21 protein-coding genes are annotated in these 26,046 nt (G+C 63.6%); 9 read left to right on the top strand and 12 right to left on the bottom strand.

Annotated features, from left to right (window positions below):
• The first annotated feature begins 33 nt into the window (after positions 1-33).
• Complete coding sequence (locus C7450_RS21005) at positions 34-669, top strand: alpha/beta hydrolase (RefSeq protein ID WP_110376429.1); 636 nt, start codon at positions 34-36, stop codon at positions 667-669.
• Here C7450_RS21005 and C7450_RS21000 read toward each other — a convergent pair.
• The 5 genes from C7450_RS21000 to C7450_RS20980 all read right to left on the bottom strand — a co-directional run bounded on the left by C7450_RS21000 (position 666) and on the right by C7450_RS20980 (position 7,757).
• Entirely contained in the window at positions 666-1,892 is a 1,227-nt protein-coding gene (locus tag C7450_RS21000) for a multidrug effflux MFS transporter (protein ID WP_245450014.1), read from the bottom strand. The two genes, C7450_RS21005 and C7450_RS21000, sit on opposite strands and share 4 nt — an antisense overlap.
• Positions 1,889-2,347: a MarR family winged helix-turn-helix transcriptional regulator gene (locus tag C7450_RS20995; protein WP_110376428.1), complete on the bottom strand. Its 459-nt coding sequence runs from the start codon at positions 2,345-2,347 to the stop codon at positions 1,889-1,891. The genes C7450_RS21000 and C7450_RS20995 overlap by 4 nt, the downstream gene beginning before the upstream one ends.
• Positions 2,348-2,625: 278 nt before the next feature.
• Positions 2,626-4,287 (bottom strand): Na/Pi cotransporter family protein, encoded by a 1,662-nt coding sequence (locus C7450_RS20990; protein WP_110376427.1) that lies wholly within the window; start codon positions 4,285-4,287, stop codon positions 2,626-2,628.
• A gap of 763 nt (positions 4,288-5,050) precedes the next feature.
• Positions 5,051-5,557, bottom strand: a complete 507-nt coding sequence (locus C7450_RS20985; RefSeq protein ID WP_110376426.1) for a flavin reductase family protein — start codon at positions 5,555-5,557, stop codon at positions 5,051-5,053.
• Between the two features lie 331 nt (positions 5,558-5,888).
• Positions 5,889-7,757 (bottom strand): ABC transporter ATP-binding protein, encoded by a 1,869-nt coding sequence (locus C7450_RS20980; RefSeq protein WP_210206494.1) that lies wholly within the window; start codon positions 7,755-7,757, stop codon positions 5,889-5,891.
• A 378-nt stretch (positions 7,758-8,135) separates the two neighbouring features.
• On the opposite strand from C7450_RS20980, the gene C7450_RS20975 reads away from it, so the two are divergent.
• The 7 genes from C7450_RS20975 (at position 8,136) to C7450_RS20945 (ending at position 15,652) form a co-directional block, all read left to right on the top strand.
• Entirely contained in the window at positions 8,136-9,260 is a 1,125-nt protein-coding gene (locus C7450_RS20975) for an amidase (protein ID WP_110376425.1), read from the top strand.
• 299 nt (positions 9,261-9,559) lie between these two features.
• The gene (locus C7450_RS20970) at positions 9,560-9,856 is read left to right on the top strand and encodes a putative quinol monooxygenase (protein ID WP_170147351.1); all 297 of its coding nucleotides are present in this window, start codon (positions 9,560-9,562) and stop codon (positions 9,854-9,856) included.
• 13 nt (positions 9,857-9,869) lie between these two features.
• Complete coding sequence (locus C7450_RS20965) at positions 9,870-10,445, top strand: nuclear transport factor 2 family protein (RefSeq protein WP_245450012.1); 576 nt, start codon at positions 9,870-9,872, stop codon at positions 10,443-10,445.
• A gap of 121 nt (positions 10,446-10,566) precedes the next feature.
• Positions 10,567-11,886 carry an ABC transporter substrate-binding protein gene (locus C7450_RS20960; protein ID WP_170147350.1) on the top strand — a complete coding sequence of 440 codons (1,320 nt, stop codon included), beginning with the start codon at positions 10,567-10,569 and terminating at the stop codon, positions 11,884-11,886.
• A 54-nt stretch (positions 11,887-11,940) separates the two neighbouring features.
• A complete protein-coding gene (locus C7450_RS20955) occupies positions 11,941-12,861 on the top strand; it encodes a carbohydrate ABC transporter permease (protein ID WP_110376422.1) in 921 nt (306 codons plus the stop codon).
• Positions 12,862-12,868: 7 nt separating this feature from the next.
• Positions 12,869-13,693, top strand: a complete 825-nt coding sequence (locus tag C7450_RS20950) for a carbohydrate ABC transporter permease (RefSeq protein WP_170147349.1) — start codon at positions 12,869-12,871, stop codon at positions 13,691-13,693.
• Positions 13,694-14,077: 384 nt separating this feature from the next.
• On the top strand, positions 14,078-15,652 hold the full coding sequence (locus C7450_RS20945) for an extracellular solute-binding protein (protein ID WP_170147348.1): 1,575 nt from the start codon (positions 14,078-14,080) through the stop codon (positions 15,650-15,652).
• Between the two features lie 2 nt (positions 15,653-15,654).
• Here C7450_RS20945 and C7450_RS20940 read toward each other — a convergent pair whose 3' ends face one another.
• On the bottom strand, positions 15,655-16,521 hold the full coding sequence (locus C7450_RS20940) for an NAD(P)-dependent oxidoreductase (protein ID WP_110376419.1): 867 nt from the start codon (positions 16,519-16,521) through the stop codon (positions 15,655-15,657).
• Positions 16,522-16,971: 450 nt separating this feature from the next.
• Here C7450_RS20940 and C7450_RS20935 point away from each other — a divergent pair, with 450 nt between their 5' ends.
• The gene (locus C7450_RS20935) at positions 16,972-17,256 is read left to right on the top strand and encodes a YciI family protein (RefSeq protein ID WP_110376418.1); all 285 of its coding nucleotides are present in this window, start codon (positions 16,972-16,974) and stop codon (positions 17,254-17,256) included.
• Between the two features lie 135 nt (positions 17,257-17,391).
• Here the strand turns inward: C7450_RS20935 and C7450_RS20930 are convergent, their stop codons facing one another.
• The 6 genes from C7450_RS20930 to C7450_RS20905 all read right to left on the bottom strand — a co-directional run bounded on the left by C7450_RS20930 (position 17,392) and on the right by C7450_RS20905 (position 26,038).
• On the bottom strand, positions 17,392-18,252 hold the full coding sequence (locus tag C7450_RS20930; RefSeq protein ID WP_110376417.1) for an intradiol ring-cleavage dioxygenase: 861 nt from the start codon (positions 18,250-18,252) through the stop codon (positions 17,392-17,394).
• Between the two features lie 21 nt (positions 18,253-18,273).
• On the bottom strand, positions 18,274-19,332 hold the full coding sequence (locus tag C7450_RS20925) for a maleylacetate reductase (RefSeq protein ID WP_110376416.1): 1,059 nt from the start codon (positions 19,330-19,332) through the stop codon (positions 18,274-18,276).
• Positions 19,333-19,494: 162 nt separating this feature from the next.
• Positions 19,495-19,905: a methylmalonyl-CoA epimerase gene (gene mce, locus C7450_RS20920; protein WP_110376415.1), complete on the bottom strand. Its 411-nt coding sequence runs from the start codon at positions 19,903-19,905 to the stop codon at positions 19,495-19,497.
• Between the two features lie 17 nt (positions 19,906-19,922).
• Positions 19,923-22,091, bottom strand: a complete 2,169-nt coding sequence (gene scpA, locus C7450_RS20915) for a methylmalonyl-CoA mutase (RefSeq protein WP_110376414.1) — start codon at positions 22,089-22,091, stop codon at positions 19,923-19,925.
• On the bottom strand, positions 22,088-24,013 hold the full coding sequence (locus C7450_RS20910; protein WP_110376413.1) for a methylmalonyl-CoA mutase subunit beta: 1,926 nt from the start codon (positions 24,011-24,013) through the stop codon (positions 22,088-22,090). The genes scpA and C7450_RS20910 overlap by 4 nt, the downstream gene beginning before the upstream one ends.
• Before the next feature lie 18 nt (positions 24,014-24,031).
• On the bottom strand, positions 24,032-26,038 hold the full coding sequence (locus C7450_RS20905; protein ID WP_110376412.1) for an acetyl-CoA carboxylase biotin carboxylase subunit: 2,007 nt from the start codon (positions 26,036-26,038) through the stop codon (positions 24,032-24,034).
• Positions 26,039-26,046 lie beyond the last annotated feature (8 nt).

The following is a 26,046-nucleotide window of genomic DNA, read 5'->3' as shown; positions in this document are numbered from 1 at the left end:
GGACAGCGCATCCCTGCCTGCAAGGAGGCTGCCATGACTGCCGCTTTGTCCTTCATCCACCGCTTCGAGCCCGCCACCGTTCCAGGGCTGGCGCCGCTGCTTCTCCTCCACGGGACCGGCGGTGACGAGAACGATCTCCTGCCGCTCGGCCGGCTCGTCGCCCCGGGGGCGGCGCTGCTGTCGCCGCGCGGCAAGGTGTCCGAGGGCGGAGCGCCGCGCTTTTTCCGGCGCCTCGCCGAAGGCGTCTTCGATGAGGAGGATGTCCGCCGCCGGGCCGATGAGTTGGCGGAGTTCATCCGCGAGGCGAGGGCCGCCTATGACCTGGCGGCCCCGATAGCGGTCGGCTTTTCCAATGGCGCGAATATCGCCGCGGCCCTCATGTATCGTCAGCCGGACGCGCTGGCCGGTGCCGTGCTGCTGCGCGCCATGGTGCCCCTGCCGGAGGCGCCGGCCCGTGACCTCGCCAGCCGCCCTGTGCTCATTCTCTCCGGGTCGATGGACCCTATCGTGCCGGAGGAGAACGCCGCCCGGCTCGCCACGGTGCTGGGACAGGCCGGCGCTGACGTCGCCCATCGCGTGCTGCCCACGGGGCACGGGCTGTCGCAGGCCGACGTCAACCTCAGCAAGCAGTGGCTGGACAAGGCGTCCGCCCCGGCAGCCCGGGGTTAGATGGCCTTCGCTGGCCCGCTGCGCTGGGCGATCATGAAAGCGATCTGGGCAACGACGGTGGCACCGGTCAACACCAGCGCGGCCGCAAGCGCCGGGTCGGAGCCCAGACCCGCCAAGGCCGCGCACAATGCGCCCACCGACATCTGCGCGAAGCCATAGAGGCCGGAGGCCGAGCCCACGACCTTCTGGTTGACGCTGACCGCCTGAGTGACGGCGGTGGGCGCCGCAAAGCCCACACCGAAGAGGAAGACGAACATAAGGCCGACGGCCCAGGAGACCGTCAGATGCCCGCTGACCACGACGCCTAGAAACATGAAGGCCGCCACGAGACTGATGAGATTGCCACCGATCAACAATGACCGGATCGGCATGCGCATGATCAGGCGGCTGACGACAATGCTGCCGATCCAGATCCCTCCCACGAGCAGCGCGAGGTAAAGGCCGACCTCATAGGCAGGGCGCCCCAATTCGTTGATGAAGATGAAGGGCGCGACGCCGATGAACGCATACATGGACGTCGTGGCACAGCCGCCGCCGATCGCATAACCCAGAAAGGCAGGCGATGTGAGGAGACTGCGATAGTTGCGCGCCAGGGTCGCCCCGGAATTGTCGCCGCCTGCCCGCCGCGTTTCCGGCAGGATCCACACCGTGAACATGATGTTCATCACGCCGAACAAGGCGAGTGCCACGAAGATGAAGCGCCATCCCACCGTGGAGGTCAACGCGCCTCCTATCAGGGGGGCGATTGCCGGCCCGACAGTGATGAACAAGTTCACCAGGGCAAGGCTTCGGACAGCATCCTGCGCGCTGGAGATATCGCGGATGATGGTGCGACCGAGCACCATGCCTACGCAGCCGCCCATGGCCTGAAACAGGCGCGTCACGATCAGTGCATCGGCACTCGGCGTGACGGCGGCAGCAATACCGGCCACGACATAGATGCAGAGGCCCATGATCAGCGTGGGTCGTCTGCCGAAACGGTCGGCGATCGGTCCGTAGATCAACTGCCCGACAGCCAGCCCAAAGATGTACAGGCTGATCGTGAGCTGCATCGCCCCGACGCCCGCGTCGAGGTCCCGCGCTGCCTGGGGCAAGGCCGGCACAAAGATATGCATCGCGAGCGTCGCGCTGAAGGTCAGCGATGCGAGCAGCCACAGCGATACCTTCGGCCGAGGCTCCTCGCCCGCCATGCCGGTCGCGGGCTCCTTGACCGGGGCATTCACGCGCCAGTCTCCTCGGTGCATGGGGAAAGGACCGTCGCGATGTGATCGAGAACCCGCAGGGTGACCGCGAGATCCTCAGGCGACAGCCCGGCCAGCGCCGTCTCGCGCACCTCCCGGGCAAAGACTTCCACGCGTTGGACGGTCGCCTGGCCGAGCGCGGTCAGGACGATGGCCTTGGTGCGCCGGTCCTTGCCCTCGCGACGCTCGATCAATCCCGCCTGTTCCAACGCGTCGAGCAACCGCACGACGGAGGACCGATCCAGCGAGAGCGATGCGGCCAGATCCTTCTGGTACATCGGATGGGGGGCGCGGGCGATGCGCAGCAGCGGCAGCCAGGTGGCCTCCGTCAAGCCGAAGGGTTGCAGGTGGCGATCAACCGCGCGCCGCCACTGGCGCGCGGTGTGCGCGAGAAGGGGCCCGAGGCGGGCGGGCGCATCAGCCGGAAGAACGGACATGGCAACGGATCAAACAGTGCATGGCAAATAGATGACATGCCATCTATTTCACGGCAATTGATTCCAGGGGAAGGCAGCCGCGCGTTCAGGACATGGATGCTGAGAAGGTCAAGGCCCGCCCCCGCCGCCGAGGTGCGCGTTGCCGCCGATCCGGATGGAGCTCATCACGTCGGCGCGGGCGCGATCGGGGTGAAGGCGCTGGAATCGCGGCGAATGCACCTCACGACGTCGATGTCGCAAAGCTGCGCGAGGCGCACGGCCGGGAACCGGCGCCCGGGCTATTCGCCACTGGCAACGATACGGCTTGGTAGCAGATCGCCGGTGCGCTCAAGCACAGGATAGGCGGCCGCCGCCACAATATGCGAATTGATGAGCTTGATATCGCGCAGAAGATCGAGATGCAGTGCGCTGGTCTCAGTGGTATCGAGGCGCCCGGTGCGCAGGCGTGCGAAATGCGCGCTCGTCGCCGCGTTTTCCGCGTCGCGGAACGCCACCTTTTCCTCCGCGAGAAGCCGGGCCGCACGCGGATCCTCCGTCATGAAGAGCGACGCGGCCGTCCGCAGATTGGCGATCAACCGATCCATCAGGGCGAGCAATTCGGCCTGCCCCTCCTTCGAAAAGGTCAGCCCCCTCTTCAGACGTTTGGCGGCATGCGGCAACAGGTTGTTGTCGACGACGTCGCCCGCCTGTTCGAGATTCATCGTGAAGGCGAGCACCTCGTTCAGGCGTCGATGATCGGCCTCGCTCAACTCATCCGGATCGATGGATGTGAGATAGGCTTTGATCGCCGTATTCAGGCTGTCGAGGATGTCGTCCAGGCGCTTGGTCTCGCTGATGATCCGACGGTCATCCTTGGCGAGCGATTCGCGCGCGCCGCGCAGCATGGTCTCGAGCATGTCGGCCAGACGCAGAGCCTCGCGCGATGCCCCGCCCAAAGCCACGATGGGCGTTTCCTTGGCCGCGTTATCAAGATAGATCGGCCGCGCCGGATCATCCGCCTTGGCGCGTTCCGGCAGGATCTTCTCGAGAAAGCGGCTGTACGGCCCGAGTAACGGGAAGAAGACGAGCGCAATCACCAGATTGAAGAAGGTGTGGAAGTCCGCGACCATACGCCCGGCGTCGCCATCGAGCCGAGTCATCACACTGGTGATCGGATCAATCAGCGCGAGCGCGACAAGCCCGCCGAGAATGCGGTTCAGCAGGTTGCCGATAGGCAGCCGCTTGGAAGCCGGATCATCGTTTGTCGTTCCTTCGAGAACCGGGTTGACCGCCGTGCCGATATTGGCACCGATCACGAAGGCGATCGCCGCTTCTGGCGGGACGATGCCGTTGGTTGCCAGGGACATGATCAGCAGCACAACTGCCACGCTGGAGTGAAAAGCCCAGGTGACGATGATCCCGAATAGGACATCGATGATCGGCAGCGTCGAAACCGCGCCCAGCACCACCTTCAAGCCAGGCGCGTCCTCAATAGGTGCCATCAGCGTCAGCATCTGATGGAGAGCCATCAGGATGAGGCCAAGCCCGATGAACACGCGCCCGAGATCATGCATCCGCGTGCTGGAATCGCGCCGGAACATCACGACGCCGAACAGGATCAGCCCGGGGGCGAAGGCGGCCACATCGAAGGACAGCACCTGCACGATCAAGGTGGTGCCGACATTGGCGCCGAGCATCACCGCGAGCGCCGGCATCAGGCTGACCAGCCCGCCTGCGGCAAAGCCCGTCACCATCAGGCCCGTCGCCGTGCTGCTCTGCAGGACCGCCGTGACCCCAAGCCCCGCGAGAAAGGCCGACAGGCGATTGCGCAGCGCCGAGCCGAGAAATGTGCGCAGATGCGGGCCGAAGGCGCGCTGCACGCCGGTCTGCACCATATGGGTGCCCCAGAGCAAGAGCGCGACATAGCCGGCCAGATTGATCAGTGCGAAAGAAACGACCATGGCGGGACTGTACTTTCCTCAGCGCATCTTGTTCTGCTGGCGGGAGACCCAGCGGCACTGGAATGTGACACAAACACTGTGCTTACCTAGGGTCAGGACCCATTAATCTGGTTGAAATGGTGTGAGGCCATTTGACCGGATTGAAGAAGCGGAGGCGAAGGAAGCCTTTCGGCTTTCGAGCCCTCCGCGACGCAGTTGCCGGCCAAATGGACCACATCCGAAGGACGCCGAAACGGCTGCGACCTGCGGCGTCGAGCCACTCGGCCGATGGAACCCCATCGACCTTCGCGTCTCTCCAGGAATCTCTTTTCGGCATCTCTTTGCCGTTTCAGGCGCCATTTCCATCATATGAATGGGTCCTGACCCTAGACTCTGCTTACCAATGCGGCTCACCGGTTCTCCCCCCTGCCGGACCATGTCCAAGCACGGACGCTGCAGGACAAGGCTTCGGCAAGCGGCGACGGAGCCCGAGGGTCGGCGCGCAGGCGCAGCCGTCTAGAACACATCCGACTCGAATGGAATCGTCCGACACCACCCAAATCATTGAATTTTCTCACCTATTTTTGAACGACGCACGTCCGCAGCAGACGGACCTGCTCTGGCATGAACCTTCAATGATAGCCGGCTTCGCGATCGGGGCAAGCCGGCTACGCTTTGCCGGCTGAACTATGAACAACTTGCAGCCTGAAGAACGGCAGATACGTGGCACAGGCCATAACGCATGCGCTTGGGCCAATGCGGATGGCCCAATCACAGTTAGCCCTCACCGGATGCTGCGGTAGCGTCCATGCCAGTAGAGGAGCGGGTCGACATTGGCATCGGCCACCCTGACCGCACAGACCTGGCCGATCAGGATGGCATGGGTATGGCGCTCGATTGCCTCTTCGAGCCTGCAATCGATTGCGACGAGAGCGCCCACAAGCAGCGGCGCGCCGGTAACGGCCGTAATCCACGTCGCATCGGCGAAGCGGTCCTGCCCCTTGGTCCCATGCCGCCCGGCGAACCGATCCGCGATTGCCGATTGATCCTCGGCGAGGATGTTGACACCGAATGCCTGGTAGCGCGTGACCATCGGCCAGGATGACGTGTTCTTGTTGATGAAGGCCGTGATGCGCGGTGGCTCCATGGAGAAGGAGGCGACGGAGGTGGCCGTGAAACCGTTGCGATCCTCGCCTTCGCCCACCGTGAGCACGGAGACGGCCCCGGCGAGCGTTCGCATGGCGGAGCGAAACTCCGCGGTCATCTCTGCGACGTCAGCTACATCGTTCATTCCGTCGTCCCCGTCATTAGCCTGTGCATCAACCGCCCGGCGGAGCACGGCAGAATGATCTGGTGTCCCATCGGCTTGTCATGCTGCCTTCGAAACCGCCGCCTCCGGGCCGCAGCCACAATCGCCAGTATCTGCCGATCGTTGCCCGCGTGACCGGCCGCCGTCAAGCTGACAGCCCTCCCCGCCTCTCTTGTCAGGACGTTTGGGAAATGGTGTAGCCATTGGCCGCGCTGATCACATGCGCGCCGCGCAGGTTGCACGGTTCGGCGAACCGCAACGAAAAGGCCCCGGATCACGGCGATCCGGGGCCTGTCGCATGTCCGCCTGCCGATCAAGCCGCGAGCGCGGTCTTCGGCTCCCACTCGGCGCCCCAGACCTGGACGAAGTGGCCCGGCGTCACTTCGCGATATTCGCGGATCGGCGGGACATAGTCGGCAGGGCGCACCGGGCTCTTGATTTCGTCGTTCGAGACCGGGTGCTTCTGGCCGCGCCGCGCCGGATCCGGGATCGGCACCGCCGCCATCAGCTTCTTGGTGTAGGGGTGCTGCGGATTGCCGAACACCGAAACGCGCGGGCCGATCTCGACGATCTCGCCGAGATACATCACCGCCACGCGATGGCTGACGCGCTCCACCACCGCCATGTCATGCGAGATGAAGAGATAGGCGAGGCCCATGCTCTCCTGCAGGTCCAGCATCAGGTTGACGACCTGCGCCTTGATCGACACGTCGAGCGCGGAGACGGCCTCGTCCGCGATGATCAGCTTGGGCTTCAGCGCCAGGGCGCGGGCAATGCAGATGCGCTGGCGCTGGCCACCCGAGAACTCATGCGGATAGCGGCTCGCCATATCGGCGGTCAGGCCGACGCGGTGCAAGAGGTCCGCTGTCATCTCGCGCGCCTGCGCCTTCGAGGCGAGGCCATGCGTCAGGATCGGCTCGGCGATCGCCGCACCGACGGTCGCGCGGGGGTTGAGGCTCGCGAAAGGATCCTGGAAGATCATCTGCATGTTGCGGCGCATCTCGCGCAGCTTCTCACGCTTCAGGTCCAGAACGTTCTGGCCGTCGACCATCACCGTGCCGGAATTCGGCTCGACCAGCCGGACGATCGAGCGGCCGGTCGTCGATTTGCCGCAACCGGATTCACCCACAAGCGCCAGCGTCTCGCCGGCCTTGACCGTAAACGATACGTTTTCCACCGCATGCACGCGGCCGGAGACGCCCCCGAACAGCCCGGAGTGGATGTCGAAGCGGGTGATGAGGTTCTTGACCTCGAGCACCGGCCGCTCTTTCTCGTTGACCGTATCCGGCGTCTCCACCGGCACGTCCGACTCGCCCGTAGCCTTGTCGACGACGGGGAAGCGCATCGGACGCGCATGGCCTTCCATCGAGCCGAGGCGCGGCACGGCCGACAGGAGCGCCCGCGTATAGGGATGTTTCGGGCGCGCGAAGATGTCATCGGTATTGCCGCTCTCGACGGCCTCGCCCTTGTACATCACCACTGTGCGGTCGGCGATTTCAGCCACCACGCCCATGTCGTGGGTGATGAAGAGCACGGACATGCCCTCCTCATCCTGCAGGATCTTGATGAGATCAAGGATCTGGGCCTGGATGGTCACGTCGAGCGCGGTCGTCGGCTCGTCGGCGATGAGAAGCTTCGGCTTGCACGCAAGGGCCATGGCGATCATCACGCGCTGACGCATGCCGCCGGAGAAACGATGTGGATATTCGTCGAAGCGGGACTTCGCGGCGGGGATGCGCACCTTCTCGAGGAGGCGGATCGTCTCCGCCTTGGCCTCGCTATGCGACATGCCGCGATGCAGCATCAGGGCTTCGGCGATCTGATAGCCGATCGTCAGCACCGGATTGAGCGATGTCATCGGCTCCTGGAAGATCATCGCGATGTCGTTGCCGCGAATCTTGCGCATCTCATGTTCGGGAAGCGTCAGGAGGTCGCGATCGCCGAGGCGGATCGATCCCTCGACGCGACCGCTCGACGCGGAGATGAGGCGCATGATCGACAGGGCGGTCACGCTCTTGCCGGAGCCTGATTCGCCAACGATAGCAACGGTTTCGCGCGGCGCTACATCAAAGGAGATATTGCGCACCACGGGGCGAAGCTGACCCTCGACAATAAAGGACGTGGTCAGGTTCGCGACGGAGATGACGGGTTTGACCCCGGCCTTGTTCACACTATCACTCACGAAGTCACCCCGTTTGCGCTCAATACCTTCACGTGCCCCTCCGGCAAGCGAAATTCTCTTGATTGAAGACTTCAGCCTTGAAGCGAAGCCAGCGATTTCATGCGGGCCCACAAGGACCTTCACAAATGTGGCATACAATGCAGGACATTGTCACCTGCCTCGTCAAGGCTCCGCCGGCCTGTCCCGTCACGACTTTCATGATGGAGCAACGGATCATTGCCGAGATCCGGTCTCGGCGACGAGGCCGCTGATGGCGGTTCGTTCATCCACCCCTGTCAGCCTGACGCCCGGCATTGTCGATTTTGGATGAAGTTCGGCTGAAGCAGCGACCGAAGAGGAATAAGATGCCGCGCCATCAACATTAGCCGATGGCGCGCCATGCAACGAGAAGCCTGCTCAATTACGACGGCCTTGTCCCTCGGCGATCGGGGACCGACGCTCGTCGTCAAAGAATGTATCGCGATTGCCGGCATGCCGACGCGCAGCGGTTCCGCGTCCCTGGAAACATCGCAGCCCGCCGCATGTCATGCTGATGTGGTAGAGGCGGTTCTCGAGGCTGGCTGTCGGATCATCGGTCGCGCGAACATGCACGAGCTGGCCTTCGGCATGACCGGCGTCAATGCCTATCTCGGGACCCCGATCAATCCTCGCTGGCCCGATCGGATCCCTGGCGGCTCGTCGTCGGGTTCGGCCACGGCGGTCGCCGCCGGGCTTTGCGATTTCTCGATCGGCACCGACACCGGCGGATCCATCCGCCAACCGGCCACCTGCTGCGGCGTTTTCGCCCTGAAGCCGACATTCGGGCGGATCAGCAGGATCGGAGCGATGCCGGCAGCAAGCTCGCTGGATTGTATCGGGCCGTTCGCCCGATCGGCCGCGATGCTGACGCAGGCCATGACCAGGATGGATCGCACATTCGATCCGCGCCTCCTGCGCCATGCACCCAAACTACGCCGCATCGACGTCGAGGCCGCCCCTGCCATAACGTCGGCGCTGGACATCGCGCTCGCCGCAGCCTGCGCATCCGGCGCAATGCCGCGAACGCGGCTCGAAGGGTTGGAAGATGCCTATCGGGCCGGGCTCGTGATCATCAATCGAGAAACCGCAGCCGCATTTGAACATCTCGCGATCGCGGCCACAGGGATCGGAGCGGATGTGCGGGCCAGAATACTGGCGGCTGCCAAGACGACGGACGCTGAGGTCGCGGAAGCGGAATGCGTCCGAAGACATTTCTGCGCGGATGTCGACCGGCTTCTTGAGGATGTCGACGCCCTGGTCTTGCCGAGCATGCCGGTTGCTCCCCCGACACTGGAGGAGGCGCGCGATCCCTCGGCCGTCTTGCCCCTGACCCGATTTCTCCGCCCCTTCAATCTTTCGGGCCATCCGTCACTGGTCGTGCCGCTCGTGACAGCCGAGGGCTTGCCGGCAGGTCTCCAGCTCGTCGGGCGCAAAGGGGATGACGCGCTTCTTTGCGCCATCGCGGAATGGCTTGCCGCTGACTGAGCCTCGCCGAGCACGCCGGATCGCGCGCGATCCCGTTGCGGCAATCGCTTGAAAATGAAACGCGCAGCCCCTCACTGCCGCGATGATCCGTGCGCAATGCAACGTCACGCCCGTTGCTGACCCGGGCGCCGCGGCAGCTGGCGGCAAAACATCCAAAATGGATGTAATGACGAAACTCGCCGCGCGGGATTTTCCTATCATCCGTCCTGCAGGCACCATTTCCGGACCTGGCCAAGGCCGGAGGGGTTCTCGCCATCGATGCAAATCTGCCGACAACATTCAGGGATGGGAGACAACCCGTGACGGACAAAACCGTTGCATTGATCGCATATCAGTATGCCAAGCCTGAAAAACGCGATGAGCTCAAGGCGCAGCTTGCGGTTCTCGCCAAGGAAACGCCGTCTGAGGAGGGGTGCGAAGCCTATGAGCTGCACTGCCTCAAGGACGACCCATCGGTGTTCTTCTTCTACGAGCGCTGGGCTGATCAGGCCGCGCTGGACAAGCACTTCAACTCAGAGACCTTCCAGAAATTCTGGGCTGTCCGGATGGACTATCTTCTCCGAGACGTCGAGATCACGTTCCTCGGCCGGACCTGAAAGCGAGTATAAAATGCAGATGACACTGGACGAAAAGATCGAGCATCAGCTCAAGACCCTGACGGAAAAGGTCGAGATACTGTCCGCGGAGGCGGACATTCGCCGCATCATCAGCCGCTACATGCTCCTTTGCGACGTTCCTCTGCCGGAACTTGGGGTGAGTAATGCGGATCGGATCGGCCTGATCGTCGATCTGTTTTCCGACGACGCAACCTGGGAAGGCGTCGGTCCCTACTACGAGAACCAGTTCGGCTTCAGTTCAGGCCGGGAAGGCCTGATCAAGCACTTCACCGGTTTCTTCCAGCCGCGCGAGCCCGAAATGCTCCTCAATTGCCATTATCTCACCTCTGAGCACATTACGGTGACCGGAGATAGGGCGGAAGGTAAATGGGTGCATTTCCAACCCTGGATTTTCAGCGACGGATCATCTGTGCTGCGCTCGAGCCGTCTTTTCAACGCCTTCAAGAAGGTGGATGGCGTCTGGAAGATGTCGCGATACCGCACGGAAAACGTCTTCATCGCGCCGCTGCCCTCCGGCTGGGCGGAGAATATTCCGCGCTCGTCGACGCTCATGGATATCAAGGACTAACGCGCGACCGGCCCGCCGCCAAAATCGCGCGGGCCGAACCGCTGAGATGGCCGAAACCGACAAGACGCTTCACGCGGCACATGCGCGCAGCGCCATACGATCTACAACAATGATAATGGGGATGAACAACATGGTCAGTCAGCACTGGGAATCACACATATCCCGATCCGGGCGAGTTCGCCGCCCCTCGCGCTTTGCCGCCGTCATCGGCCGGCTGGCGTCCGCCACGGCACTGGCATGCCTTCTGGGAGTTTCGGCGGCCGATGCGGGTGAAATCAACTATCCGTCCTTCCAATGGACGGAACCGACCTATGGCGCCTTCATGAAAGAATTGAAGGCGGATTTCGAGAAAAATAATCCGGGGATCAAGGTCAAGGATACCTTTATCCCCTATTCATCCTTCGCCGACCAGATGTTCGTCGATATTTCCTCGGGCAATGCCCCGGATGTTCTCACCGCCTTCGATCCCGACTTCAAGCGCTATATCGATGCGGACCTGCTCGAGCCGCTTAATCCCTATCTGGACGCTGCCGGATTGAAGCTCGAAGACTTCATCGCGCCGGAGCAGCTCGCAGTCAGCAACGGCAAGATATACGGGATTCCGTTCGCTTCGAATCCGCGCGCGCTGTTCGTGAATACCCAGATGCTCAAGTCCGCCGGCCTTGAGCTGCCTAAGAACTTTGAGGATTTCCAAAAAATCGTCAAGGCGCTGCGTGACCCCAAGCAACAGACCTTCGGCCTGGCGCTCTCTGCCTATTCCGGCTCCGCGTCGCAGCAGTTCCTAGAATATGCTCCGATCGTCGCGAGCTTCGGCGCGCGATTTTTCACCGATGGCAAGCCGTCGGCAGATACGCCTGAAATGCTGAAGGCGCTGACGTTCTATAAGTCGGTCGTCGACCAGAACCTGGTTCCGAAGGGCGCCAAATTCGAAGTCTTCCGGCCGATGTTCGTCAACGGCAAGATTGCCATGTATGCCGCGGGTCCGTTCATGGCCGCCGTCACGCAGGCCGGCAACCTGGAAACCTATAAGAATATCACGACGGTGCCGCTGATGCTGGGCAACGGCAAGCCGATCACCGTGACGAGTTTCCTCGCCATTCCGAAGAGCTCGCAGAACAAGGAAGAAACTGCCAAGTTCCTGATGACGCTGCTTCAGGAAAAGTGGCAGGGACGTCTCGTCGAGCTGGCAAGCGTCATTCCGGGCCGCAAGAACATGATTCCCGCCGCCTACCTCAAGTCCAATCCATGGTTCGAGACTTTCAATACGCTTGCTTCCGAGGCGGTTAGCTACGCACCCGCAGGCGTCGAGCAATATGGCAGTGATATCATTGCGATCATCGGCAAGCGCATCGAAGCGATGTTGTTCGGCGGCGTTTCGGCGCAGGACACGACCAAGTTGATCCAGTCGGATCTTGTCGCATTCATGGCAACCAAGAGGTAAAGCTGTCGCCACCGGGCGGCCGAAACGGTCGCCTGGCGGCAAGGAAGGCTGCCCATGTCCATTGCTGTCTCAGAATCGTCGCCCGCCAAGGCCTTCCGTTCATGGCCGAACATGCATCTGTGGCTCTTCCTGGGGCCCTGTATTGCCTCGCTCATCGCAGTGTTTCTGGTCCCTATATGGCAGACCCTGCAAATGAGCCTCTATTCCGACACGATGGGGCGAAATGTTGCCTTCGTCGGACTTGCCAATTATGCGAGGATCATCGGACAGGACGGCTTCCTTCAGCTCCTCGTCACGTCGATCATCTACACGCTGGGCAACGTCTTCTTCGTCTGGTTCTTCGGACTGGGCATCGCCCTTCTTCTGAACGATCATTTTCCCGGCCGGGCACTCATCCGCGCCATCTTCATCATTCCCTGGGCGACCCCCTATGTCGCCGCAAGCCTGATCTTCTCGCTGCTGTTTAATTTCGACATCGGCGTGCTGAATTACCTCCTGTCCCTGGCAACAGGAGGCCGTTTCGTGATCGATTTTCTGAATGCCTGTCCCAATGCACTGATCTCGCTGACGGGTATCTCGATCTGGAAGCTTCTGCCGCTCGGCATCGTCATGATGCTGTCCGCGCTGCAGTCCATCCCCGACTCCCATTACGAGGCAGCCAAGGTGGACGGCGCATCCCGGCTGCAGACGTTCTGGTACGTCACCCTGCCGGGGGTCAGGTCCACCACGGTCATGCTGACGCTCTTGATGATGATCTGGTGTTTCGGCCGCTCCTTCACGGCCATCTACCTTCTGACCGGCGGCGGTCCCGCCGGTTGCAGCGAAACCATCGTGCTGCGCAGCTATCTGGAAATGTTTCAGATGTTCCATCCCGGCAGCGCCGCGGCGCTTGGCGTCGGCGTCTTGTTGATCTCGATGCTCTGTGCAGGCCTCTACTACGGAATGGTCAACAGGCGGGGCTCCCATGCAGAATGACCGGACTATGATGGCCCGTACGAACTGGATCGCGGCGCTGCTTGCCTATAGCCTGGCCTTTGTGGTCGCCATCCCGTTTCTCTGGATGCTGAAATCGGCGCTCGAAAGCCCTGCGGCCGCCACGGCTTATCCGCCGGCGCTGCTGCCGGACGGCGCGTTCATCGAAACGTTTCGGACCATTCTCTTCGAAACACGGCTTTTTCATTGGCTGCTGAACTCGTTCCTGGTCTCGACGATATCGACGCTGGTCGCCCTGTCCATCGGCATTCCCGCCGCCTACGGCCTGTCGCGATTCAACTTCAGGCATAAGGGCCTGATGACGCTATCGATCCTCGGCACGCAGATGATGCCGCCCATCGTGTTGATCATCCCGCTCTACACGACCTTCATCAAACTCGGCTTGGCCGATAGCATGGTCGGCGTGGTGATCGCCAATGCAGCCTTCTCTTTGCCTGTCATGGTATGGATGCTGAAGACGGTCTTCGACGGCGTTCCCTTCGAGATCGATGAGGCGGCGCGCATCGACGGCGCATCGTGGATCTATATCGCGGCACGGATTGTCGTGCCGCTCTCACTGCCTGGTGTCATTGCAGCATCCATTTTCTCCTTCCTGAATGCATGGGATGAATTCATGCTGGCGAGAACGCTGCTGCGGACTGTTGATCAGTGGGTCGGAACAATCGGTCTTTCGTCGCTCATGGGAGAATATGTGACGCCCTGGAACCAGATCATGGCCACGGCACTGATCTTCACCTTGCCGCCCGTCATTCTGTTCCTCTTCGTCCAGAAATACTTCGTCTCGGGCCTGAGCGCCGGGGCCGTCAAGGGCTGATCCTGGCGCCCCACCAATCGCATAACCGGATATGCGCGCCCCCGCCGCGACCGTTCAAGACCGTGGAACCGACAGGCGCCCAAACGCCTGTCCCGATGCCGCCGGCCGGGATTTCTAATCGCGCCTCGGCTCAGATATAATACGAATCCGCGATGGCGACAGGAGCAGGCACCGAACTCATCTTGGCCGGACGTTTCGTTCGGAAGAGCATGTTTTCCGGGATTCGGTGAAGCAACAAGGACTACCTCAGGCGCGATGACCGAAGATCGTACGTTGGTTCAACCGAATGCTTATGAGATTGCACGCGTCATTTCGTTCATCGCTCGCATCAGGGACCGCTTTCAGCTGATCATGCCCTTCGGAGAGAGCGAAGCCCAGTGGAGGATGGTAAGCTATCTGATTCAGCGCTTCATCGAAGGGCGCCCGGTGACGATCACCGAGCTGATCCAGGTTTCGAGCCTTCCCTATGCCACGGCCCATCGGCGGATCGGCGAGCTGATCGATCAGGGCCTTTTCGAGCGGCAAGGGCGCGGCGGCAAACGATTCGATATCGTTCCGAGCGCCAGGCTCATTCGGGATTTCTTCGCCTATGCCCGAGAGATCAAGGCGGAGCTCACGAAGATTTACGTCGGGGCGGCAGGTGGGGACGCGGACGACTACTTCTTCGGCGGAGAACATCAGGCGCTCGCTTTGAACGAGCAGCAGACACGTATTGTAAAGAGCATCAGTGGCGTCGAGCAGGCCCGCTTCCTGTTTCACGACGACTATTATTTCCAGTCGATCCGCCATGTCTGGTCAGATTTTCGCCAGCGGATAGGAAGCTTTGGCAATTTTTCCCTGCTGAATCTAGACGATCTCCACGAAGAGCTGATAGAGAACGCCGCGCGCCAGACTTCGAAATACGACATCGTTTCTCTCAACGGGCCCTGGGTTGCCGAATTCGCCTCTCGCGGAGCCCTTGTCGACCTTGGCCCGCTTGTTGAGGCCAACGCAACCATGGCGCCGAGCTTCCATCCGCAGGTCTGGGATCTTGGACACTGGCGGCAGAGACCCTTCGGCCTTCCTAGCTATGCCACGGCGCAGATCATGGCGGCCAGGCGCGACGTGTTCGAACGGCACGCACTGAAGCTTCCAACCACTTTCGAGGATGTGCTTCGCTGTGGAAAGGCACTGCATGATCCGGCCGCCGGACGTTTCGGGATCGCCTGGAACGGGCAGGAAGGCATCGATATCGCCCATACCTTCATGTTCATTCTCGGCTGCTGCGGCGCGCCCATCGTCGACCTCGCACAGGTGAGAGGTAATTTCGAGAAGGAAGAGCTTAACGGCCGCAAGATCAGGGCGTTGATAGACAGCTATGCGGCGGTGGAAGCGCTTGAATACATGCGCGAGTTGCTGGCCATTTCTCCCCCCAATGTTCTCAATGCCTCCTGGCGGGAGTCACTCGATCTCTTCCTTCATGGCAGGGCGGCGATGACCTACACCTGGTCGGTTCATGCGACCCGGTTCGAGATGGACATCGACTCGGTGGTCAAAAGGCGTGTCTCCTATGTCGCGCCTCCGGCCGGAAAACGCGGGCGGAGCATGAGCCCGCTTGGCGGTTTCGTCTTTGCCGTCCCATCGAACCTTCCGGACGGCCGCAAGGAGATGGCGCTTCGGACGATGGCCTGGATGTCGTCGGCAGACAGCGCGCGGGCGAAGGACGGCCTGCCGCTTTCGCCCCTGTTCAGCCTGAATGGCGACCTCGGTGCCCAGGTCAATTTTCCTGTCTACAATCTGGTCAAGTCGCTCGCACAGAAGCGCCTGCTGAATGTCTGGCAGAGACCGGCCATCCCTAAATATGTCCGCATCGAAACGATACTCGGGCAGGAGGTTCACCGCATCCTTTCGGGTTCGAAGTCCATCAACGAGGGGCTTGCCGATGCGAACGCCCGCATTCGCGCGACCGATGAAGCATAAAATCACGGGCTGCGGGCCAGGACGAAGAAGTCTTCCTCCCCGAGACCGGCCGAGGCCGCCGCCTTGAACTTGCTGTTCACGAAATCATTCATCGGCATGACAACGCTTTTGGCAGCGGCCGCGGCGGCGATCAGCGTCGTGTCCTTGACCATCTGGTTTACGGTGAAGGCCGGCGCATAGCTGTTCGTTTCAATCGCATGGCGCTTGTAGAGGATGAGCGGCGAGGCAACCACGCTGTCGCAGAGAACGTCCATCAGCGTTCCGATCTCGATACCGCCGGCGCGCCCCAGTTCAAGGGCTTCCGCCACCAGGGCCGCCGATCCGGCGACAAGACTGTTGAGGACCAATTTGAGATACCGCGCCTGCTCTCCGTCGCCCAGATAGTATTGCCGGGCCGCCAAAACGTTGAAGACGTCATGGCATGTCTCGAATGCGCCGAGGGGGCCCGAAGCGAGCACGGTGAGCTTGCCGGCTTCGGCCGTTTCCGTGCTGCCTGAGACCGGCGCGCGAATGTATGCCGCGCCGCTGCCGATCGCCGTGGCGATCTCCGCCGACACCGTGGGCGAAACCGTGCTCATGTCGACGAAAATCTTTCCCGCAAGCTGGCCGGCCAGTCCGCGCGGACCGGAAACGATCGCGCGCAAGGCCTGATCGTTGGGGATCATGGAGATGACGATGTCGGACCGTGCCGCGACGTCCTGCAGGGAGACCGCCGCCGACGCGCCAGCCGACCGTGCCCGGTCGAGCCCGGCCGGATCATTGTCCGTGGCCTGTATGCTGTAGCCGGCATCGATGAGCCGGCGGATCATCGGATACCCCATCTTGCCGATCCCGATCCAGCCGATAGCGGGTTTCTTCATGTCGCTCATTGCGCCCTCCGAACCAGTGTCGCCCGACTGTGCAGCGCACAGAGGCAGGCGGCGAGCCCACAAACATCCAGAATGGACGAAACGCCGATTGTCCCGGGTCCGTCGGAATGGTCACGTCCACGCGCCCCAACCGATGCAGGAAGGACAGGATCTCGTTGATTCCGGACATCTGCGCAGCGCCGTGTCCATCTGCGCCGTGCCCATATGCACCGTGCCCATCTGCGCCGTGCCCATATGCACCGTGCCCATGACTTGACCGTATCGCGTGGCCCGCGGATGCCGTCGGCCAATCCGTGCGGCTTTCGTCAACCGAAGCCCACAGTTCACCGGTCTCGATGTCGGCGAAGAACGGCAAGACCGGCGCAAAATGTGTCCAGAGGCCACGGCCTGGCGAAAATTTCGTGACGCAGCACCCGACGCGTTCCGTCGGTCCATCACAGGAGTTTGCTCATGTTGTTCATCATCACCTGCATCGACAAGCCCGACGCCGCGGCGCGCCGCCTGGCGAATTACGATGCCCACAAGGCCTATCTGGAGACCGCTGCCATTCGCAATCTCCTTTCCGGACCTCTGCTCCACGAGACCGAGGATCGAATGATCGGTTCGCATTTCCTGGTCGAAGCCCGGAGCAGGGAGGACGTCGAGGAATTCAACAGAAACGATCCCTTCAATCGCGCCGGCGTGTGGGGAGAGATCACGATCCACCGATTCATCAATCGCGTCGACAACCGATGATCACAGAGCACAAGCGGTGCAGGCGCGGTCCTGGGGGCGGGGGGCGTCTTGCCGCAGGCGGCGCGATCAGGTCACGGCAAAAGGACATTGCAATACCGCCGGCACGATAACCGGCGGTGAGGCTGCAGCCGTGTTTCAGCCCGCTGCCGTTCCGGCCCGGGCGATCGGCGTCAGCACGAAATCGAAATCTGAGCGCCAGACCGTCTCCGCGTCGACCCGTATGAAAGGTGCGATAAGGCTGTTCTTCACACCGAACACCGCATCCGAGGTCAAATAGGGATCGTCCCCGACGAAGGTATGGGTCACCAATGTCTGGTAGCCGTCGGCGGTGACGAGAAAATGGGTGTGAGCAGGGCGATACGGATGGCGGCCGAGATTGTGCAGCATCTGCCCGACAGGCCCGTCATCTGGAATAGGATAGGCGACCGGCTTAATGCCGATGAACCAGTATCGGCCGTCGGCCCCGGTCACGAAGAGGCCGCGGTTGTTCCATTTCGGTTGGATGCCGGGCTGCTGAACGTCGTAATATCCATCGGGATTGTCGGACCAGACGTCGATGCGGGCACCTTCGATCGGTGTTCCGTCGAGGTCGACGACCCGCCCCCTGAAGAGACATGTCTCGCCCTTGCCATCCAGCGAGATATTGTCCCCCATCGACCGGAGCGGTGCCCCCGCGACATGAAAAGGGCCGAGCACCGTATTCTCCGTTGCACCTTCCGGCCTGCGGTTGTTGATCGCATCAACCAGCATGGATAATCCCAAGGTGTCGCTGAGCAGGATGAATTCCTGACGCTCGTCATCACAGAGCTGGCCGGTGCGCGTCAGAAAGTCGATGGCGAGCTCCCATTCCTTCTGGGTGAGGCCGACATCTTTGGCAAAGGCGTGCAAATGCTTGACGAGCGACGACATCACCAGGCCAAGCCGGGGATTGACCGTGTGTCCCATACGCCCGTTGACCACCTCTGCGGAATGCGCCTCGGTGAAATAGTCCGCCATGTTGTTTCCCTCCCCGTGTCCTTATTGCGGCCTGCGGCCTTCCCAGGCTTGCCGGAGCACGTCCCGGATCGGTTCCTTTTCTACTGGGCGCGGGTTCCAGTAGGGATTCCGGACGGCGAGCTCCGCCGCGCGATCGAGATCGGCGGCCTGCAGGCCAAGCTCCCGGAGCGAACGCGGCGCACCGAGCGATGTGGCAAAGTCATGGAGGCCGCCGGCGATCGATCCCTTGAAGAACGCCGCGAGAGGCGCCAGCGCCTCTGCGGCCGCGCTCATGTTGTAGGCAACGCAGTGGGGCAAGAGAACCGCGTGGGTCTCCGCATGGGGAAGACCGAAGCTGCCGCCCAGCGTGTGACAAAGCTTGTGGTGCAGCGCCATTCCCACAGTGCCGAGGACGGTGCCGCAAAGCCATGAACCATAGAGAGCCTGACCGCGTGCATCGATGTCTCGCGGATTGCGGGCGATAATCGGCAAGGCCTGCAGCAGCGAGCGGATGCCCTCGACGGCGGACAGGGAAGAGAGAGGATTACGGTCCTGCGCATAGAGCCCCTCCACGGCATGGGCCATGGCGTTGAGAGCGCTGTTGACGCTCGTCTCGACCGGAAGGTCCAAGGTGAGTTCAGGATCGTAAAGGACGACGTCCGGGAGAATGCGTGAATGCAGAACCGTGGTCTTGAGGCCGTTTTCGGTTTGACCGAGAACCGGCGTGACCTCGGAGCCGGCATAGGTGGTCACGATGACGAATTGCGTAGCACCGTTGCGGTAGGCGATGGCCTTGCCGAGCCCGATGGTCGAGCCGCCTCCGAAGGCGACGACGCAGTCCGCATTCACGGCGGCAAACACCTGCATGGCCTGCTCGGTCACCGCGACCGGCGTATGCATGGCGGCCCCCGCGAATAGGCCGGCAGCTCTGGAATCCAGCGCGCGCGCGATCGCCTCGGCGTCCTTCCTTCGGCCTGGCGTCGAAAGCAGGAGCGCGCGCCGGCAACCACTTGCCGTAATCTCGTCAGCCAGACGCGCGACGGCGCCTGGTCCAAAGATGATCCGAGCCGGACGGGCATTGTATTCAAACCGCCTGATCATGACCGAGCCCGCCTATCTCCTCCGCCACGGAATGACGCCGCATGAGACGATAGTTCAGTTCTCGCGCCGCGCGAGTGAGGCAAGGATCCAGTTTGGATATTCTCCGTGACCCGCAATGGATCTGGTGCGGATCGACGCGGGCCCAGACAATGGGTCCTGACCCTAAGACGCGGCTTCTTCCAGCTCGATCAGCGTGCCGTTGAAGTCCTTGGGATGCAGGAACAAGACGGGCAGGCCATGCGCACCCGTCTTGGGCTCGCCGCTGCCCAGCACGCGCGCGCCGGTCGCCGTGAGGTGGTCGCGCGCGGCGAGGATGTCGTCCACCTCGTAGCAGACATGGTGAATCCCGCCAGACGGGTTCTTCGCCAGAAAGGAGGCGATCGGCGAACTTTCGTCGAGCGGCTCCATCAGCTCGATCTTCGTGTTCGGCAGATTGACGAACACAAGCCGCACGCCATGGGCCGGCAATATCTGCGCCGGCGTCACGTCCGCGCCGAGGCTGTCGCGATAGAGCGCCGCCGCGGCGTCGAGATCCGGCACGGCGATGGCCACATGGTTCAAGCGTCCGATCATGGCAGACCTTTACCCCTTCAAAGATAGGCGGCTGGATCCTTCTGGCGGAAGCCGAGATGGGTGTTCAGCCGGTCGAGCACCGCAAGCGCCGCATCGGTGATGGGCGTTCCCGGCGGGAAGATGGCGATGGCGCCCGCGGCGTAGAGCGCATCATAATCCTGCGGCGGGATGACCCCGCCGACGACGATGAGGATGTCGGAGCGCCCGCGCCTGTCGAGCTCCGCCTTCAGCGCCGGCACCAGCGTGAGATGCCCGGCGGCGAGCGAGGACACGCCGACGACGTGGACATCCTGGGCGATCGCCTGGTCCGCGGCCTCCTCCGGCGTTGCGAACAACGGGCCGATCACCACGTCGAAGCCGAGGTCGGCGAAGCCCGTCGCGATCACCTTCTGGCCGCGATCATGCCCGTCCTGGCCCATCTTGGCGATGAGGATGCGCGGCGGATTGCCCGCCTCTTCCGTGAAATCGCGGACGAGGCGATTGACGCGCGCGAGCCTGTCGTCATCGGCGCCAAAGGCCGTCTTGTAGACGCCGGAATTGATCTTCACCTCGGCCCTGTGGCGGCCCCATGCCTCCTCAAGGGCCGAGGATATCTCGCCGACCGTCGCCTTTTCGCGGGCCGCATCGACGCCGAGCGCGAGCAGGTTGCCTCGGCCCGAGCGCGCCGCCTCGGCCAAGGCGGCAAGCGCTGCCTTCACGCGGCCGGCGTCGCGTTCGGCCTTCAGGCGTTCCAGTTTCTCGATCTGGCGGGCGCGGACGGCCGAATTGTCCACCTTGAGCACGTCGATCGGCGGCTCGTTGTCGACACGGAAGCGATTGACCCCGACGACGACCTGCTGGCCGGCATCGATCCGCGCCTGCGTCTTGGCGGCGGCCTCCTCGATGCGCAGCTTCGGGATGCCGGCCTCGATGGCTTTCGCCATGCCGCCGAGCTTCTCGACCTCCTCGATATGCTCCCACGCCTTGGCCGCGAGATCGGCCGTCAGGCGCTCGACATAATAGGAGCCGCCCCAGGGATCGATGATGCGCGTCGTGCCGGATTCCTGCTGGATGAAGAGCTGGGTGTTGCGGGCGATGCGCGCCGAGAAATCCGTCGGCAGCGCCAGCGCCTCGTCGAGCGCGTTGGTGTGCAGCGACTGGGTATGGCCCTGGGTCGCGGCCATGGCCTCAATCGCCGTGCGCGTCACGTTGTTGAACACGTCCTGCGCCGTCAGGGACCAGCCGGAGGTCTGGCAATGGGTCCTGAGCGCCAGCGACTTGTCGGACTGCGGATTGAACCCTTTCACGAGCCGCGACCACAACAGTCGCCCGGCCCGCATCTTCGCGACTTCCATGAAGAAGTTCATGCCGATCGCCCAGAAGAACGACAGGCGCGGGGCAAAGCTGTCGATCGGCAGCCCTGCGGCGATGCCGGCCCTGATGTAATCGACGCCGTCGGCCAGCGTATAGGCGAGTTCGAGATCCGCCGTCGCGCCGGCTTCCTGCATATGATAGCCGGAAATCGAGATGGAGTTGAACTTCGGCATATGCTGCGACGTATAGGCGAATATGTCGGAGATGATGCGCATCGACCCGGCAGGCGGGTAGATATAAGTGTTGCGCACCATGAATTCTTTGAGAATATCGTTCTGGATGGTGCCCGACAACTTGTCCGGCGACACGCCCTGCTCTTCCGCCGCGACGATATAAAGCGCCAGGATCGGCAGCACCGCGCCGTTCATCGTCATCGACACGCTCATCTTGTCGAGCGGGATGCCGGAAAACAGCGTGCGCATGTCATAGATGGAATCGATCGCCACCCCGGCCATGCCGACGTCGCCGGCGACGCGCGGATGGTCGCTGTCATAGCCGCGGTGGGTGGCGAGATCGAAGGCGACCGACAGCCCCTTCTGCCCGGCGGCGAGATTGCGGCGGTAGAAGGCGTTGGAATCTTCCGCCGTGGAGAAGCCGGCATATTGCCGGATGGTCCAGGGCTGGTTGACATACATGGTGGGATAGGGTCCGCGCACGAAGGGCACGATCCCCGGCAGGCTGTCGACGAAATCGAGCCCCGCCCGGTCGGCCTCGCCATAGAGCGGCTTGACGGCGATCGCCTCCGGCGTCTCCCAGGTGTCATCCGGAACGGTGGGGTTGGGCGTCGCCGCGAAGGCCGGCTTGACCGTCGTGAAATCGGGAATCCGGCTCATGCTCCGCCCTCCGCTTCGGATGACGCATCCTGCGCATCGAGCCGCGCCATCGTCTTCTCGAGGAAATCGACCACATCCATGCCCGCCACGAGAAACGCGTCGACACCGGCCTCGCGCCGCGCCGCCTCGCGCGCCCCGCCGGCACCGGCCAGCATCACCATCTCGCAGCCGGCCGCAACGAGGCCGCGGGCGGCCTCCTCGGCCAGCGTTTCGCCGGGAACTGCGGCATCGGCCGCCAGGCTGTCATAGCGATCATCGGAGGATGAGATGCAGGCGATGGGAGCACCCGACGCGCGATAGGCCGCGATGAGCGCCTCATAGGACGCAAAACCCTCACTGCCCGTGGTGCGAAGCCCACCCGTCTCGAAGACACCCCGCGCGAAGCCCGCGCGCGCCGCGAAATCGGCCGGCTTGCCGAGCGTGGCGAGTAAAACCGTATAGCCCCGCGCCACGGCGTGGTCACGCAGGCGCTCGACGGGTTCCGCCACCCGCGCCGCCTTCATGGCAGGGAACGCCGCGGCGGGGATATCTGCGCCTGTTTCCTCCTCCGGCTGCACCGCCGGCATCAGCACGGCCACGGGGGCCTCATCAAGGTTCGGGAAGGCGGTCGTGCCGGTCAAAGGCTGCTTCCGCCGCGCGATCGCCTTGGCGCGCGCCTCCCGCGCTGTGGCCACCTCAGCCTGCCAGGCCCCGCTCGCGAGCATCGCCGCGAGACCGCCCTCGGCCTCGATGCGCTGGAACAGGCCCCAAGCCGTGTCGCAGAGCGCGGCCGTCAAGGCCTCGAAGCCGCCGGCACCGGCGGCCGGGTCGGCGACGCGCCAGATATTGCTTTCCTCGGCGAGGATGATCTGGGTGTTGCGTGCCATGCGGCGGGCGAAAGCGTCGGCCAGCCCAAGCGGCGCCGTATGCGGCAGCACGGTGATGACATCCGCCCCGCCGACCGCCGCCGAAAACACGGCCATGGTGTTGCGCAGCATGTTGACGAAGGGATCATGCCGGGTCGTCATCCGCCACGCCGTTTCCGCCGCGAGTTGGATCGGCGCGGGCGCAAGCCCAGAGGCGCGCTCGACGGCGGCCCAGAGACGCCGCAGCGCGCGGAGCTTCGCCACCGTGAGGAATTCATCGGCATCGGCGACCAGCGTGAAGCTGATGGCGCGCCGCGCCTCATCCAGCGGCACGCCCGCCGCCTCCAGGGCGCGGAGATAGGCCACGCCGCAGGCGAGCACCGCCGCGAGTTCCTGCGCCTCGGTGGCGCCGGCCTCGTGATGCACGCGCCCGTCGGCACGCAGGACAGCGCCGCGGAAGCCGGCCGCACGCACGGACGCGACCAGCGCCGCCGCGTCAGTAGCGAGCTCCGGCCAAGGCTTCGGCGCCGTTCCGGTCGCGGCCATGTCGCCGATGGGATCGACACCCCAATCGATGGCGAGCGAACCGGCATCGAGACCGCGCCCGGCGATGACCGCGCCGAGCGCTGCGAAGACTGCCTGCCCGGCGAAGGGCGGCGGCTCGACGCGCAGGCGGATCAGGTCGAGATGCACGTTGTCCAGCGCGTCCGAAATCGCCGTCACCGGAAGCCCGAACCCGCGCGCCCCGCGCGCGCCTTCGCAGACAAGCGTCAGCGCGTCGGCCCCACCGTTGAGATCGGCGAGCGCCAGACGGTTCGCCTCCGCGCCGTCCGGATGATCCACCGGCTGGGCGATCGTCCAGCGTCCGGGCGCCGCGCGCAAGGCCCGCGGGGCGCCGCTTGCCTTGGCATAGAGCGGATCGATACGGATCCCGTCGGCCGTGCGACCGACCAGCACGCGCTCGAAATCGGCGCCCTTCAGCACCTTGTCCACCAGCGCACGCCACTCATCCACGCCCGGAATATCCGGGCTGTGGGCCTCGGCCGAAGCGGCAGCGGGCTCGCGATGGGCGGTCATGACGTTCCTCCGCATGCCTCAGGCAAATTCAAGGATGACGGCATCGACGGCGAGGCTCTGGCCTTCCTTGGCGAGCACCTGCGCAACGGTGCCGTCCCTGTCGGCCTTCAGCACGTTTTCCATCTTCATCGCCTCGACGATGGCCAGCGTCTCGCCCGCCCTGACCTCCTGCCCCGCCGTCACGGCGATGAGCTTGACGAGCCCCGGCATCGGGCAGAGCAGCTGCTTGCCGCTGTCAGCCAGTTCCTTCACCGGCATCAGCGCGGCGAGTTCGGCCTCGCGCGGGGTCTCCACCCGCACATCGGCGATGGCGCCGGCATGGCTCAGCCGGACGCCATTGGCGATGGCGATGACCTGCATGGCAACCGAGACGCCATCGATGGCACCATGCCAGACCGGCTCACCGGGACGCCAGCGTGAAGCCGCCGTGATCCGGCGCCCGTCCTCGGCGACCAGCGCGAGCGTGCCGTCCGCCTCGCCATCCACCATCAGGACGAAGCGCTCCTCCCCCACCCGCGCGATGCGCTGACGCGAGAAGGTGACCGGCCGTGCCGTCGGCATCTGCCCGGAAATCCGGCGCTTGCGCGTGTTGAGGAGATGGTCGATGGCGGTGGCCACCACCGCGATGCGCAGCGCCGTCTCACCGGTCGGCGCCGCATTGGCGAATCCGTCCGGGAATTCCTCGGCGATGAAGCCCGTGGAGAGCTGCCCCTCACGCCAACGCGGATGGTGCATCAGCGCCGAGAGGAAGGGGATGTTGTGCCGGATGCCCTCGATGGCGAAGGCATCGAGACCCGTCGCTTGCGCCTCGATGGCGGCGGCGCGGGTCGGCGCATGCGTCACCAGCTTGGCGATCATCGGGTCGTAGTAGATCGAGATCTCGCCGCCCTCGTAGACGCCGGTGTCGTTGCGCAGGGTCACGCCGTCGCTGACACCCTCGGCGGGCGGACGATAGGTGACGAGCCGGCCGGTCGAGGGGAGGAAGCTGCGCGTCGGGTCCTCGGCGTAGATTCGGCTCTCGACCGCCCAGCCGTCGAGCTTCACATCCTTCTGCGCCAGCCGCAGCGGCTCGCCGGCCGCCACCCGGATCATCTCCTCGACGAGATCGACGCCGGTGACGAGCTCCGTCACCGGATGCTCCACCTGCAGGCGGGTGTTCATCTCGAGGAAGTAGAAGGAGCGGTCCTGGCCGGCGACGAATTCCACCGTGCCGGCGGAATCATAGCCGACCGCCTTTGCCAGCGCGACGGCCTGCTCGCCCATGGCGCGGCGCGTCTCTTCGTCGAGCAGTGGCGACGGCGCCTCCTCCAGCACCTTCTGGTTGCGGCGCTGGATGGAGCATTCACGCTCGCCGAGATAGATGACATGGCCGTGCTTGTCGCCCAGGACCTGGATTTCGACATGGCGCGGATCGGTGATGAACTTCTCCACGAAGACGCGGTCATCGCCGAAGGAGGAAGCCGCCTCCGACTTGGCGCGTGCGAAGCCCTCCGCCACCTCGTCGGCGGAATAGGCGATGCGCATGCCCTTGCCGCCACCGCCGGCCGAGGCCTTGATCATCACGGGGAAACCGATCTCGCCGGCGATCGCCACCGCATGTTCGGGGCTCTCGATGACGCCGAGATAGCCCGGCACCGTTGACACATTCGCAGCGGCCGCCGCCTTCTTCGACTCGATCTTGTCGCCCATCGCGGCGATCGCCGCCGGATTGGGGCCGATGAAGACGATCCCGGCCGCCGCCAGCGCCTCGGGAAAGGCCGCGCGCTCGGAGAGGAAGCCGTAGCCCGGATGCACCGCCTCGGCGCCGGTCTCCTTGCAGGCGGCGATGATCTTGTCGATGACGAGATAGCTCTCGGCAGCCGGCGCCGGGCCGATGGCGACGGCCTCGTCGGCCATCGCCACATGGAGCGCATCACGGTCGGCGTCAGAATAGACCGCCACCGTCTTGATGCCCATGCGCCGGGCTGTCTTGATGATGCGGCAGGCGATCTCGCCGCGATTGGCGATGAGTATTTTCGAGAACACCGGGCGCT

It is taken from the genome of Chelatococcus asaccharovorans (assembly GCF_003201475.1).
Taxonomy (GTDB): domain Bacteria; phylum Pseudomonadota; class Alphaproteobacteria; order Rhizobiales; family Beijerinckiaceae; genus Chelatococcus; species Chelatococcus asaccharovorans.
This window is presented reverse-complemented; position numbering and strand designations above follow the sequence as displayed.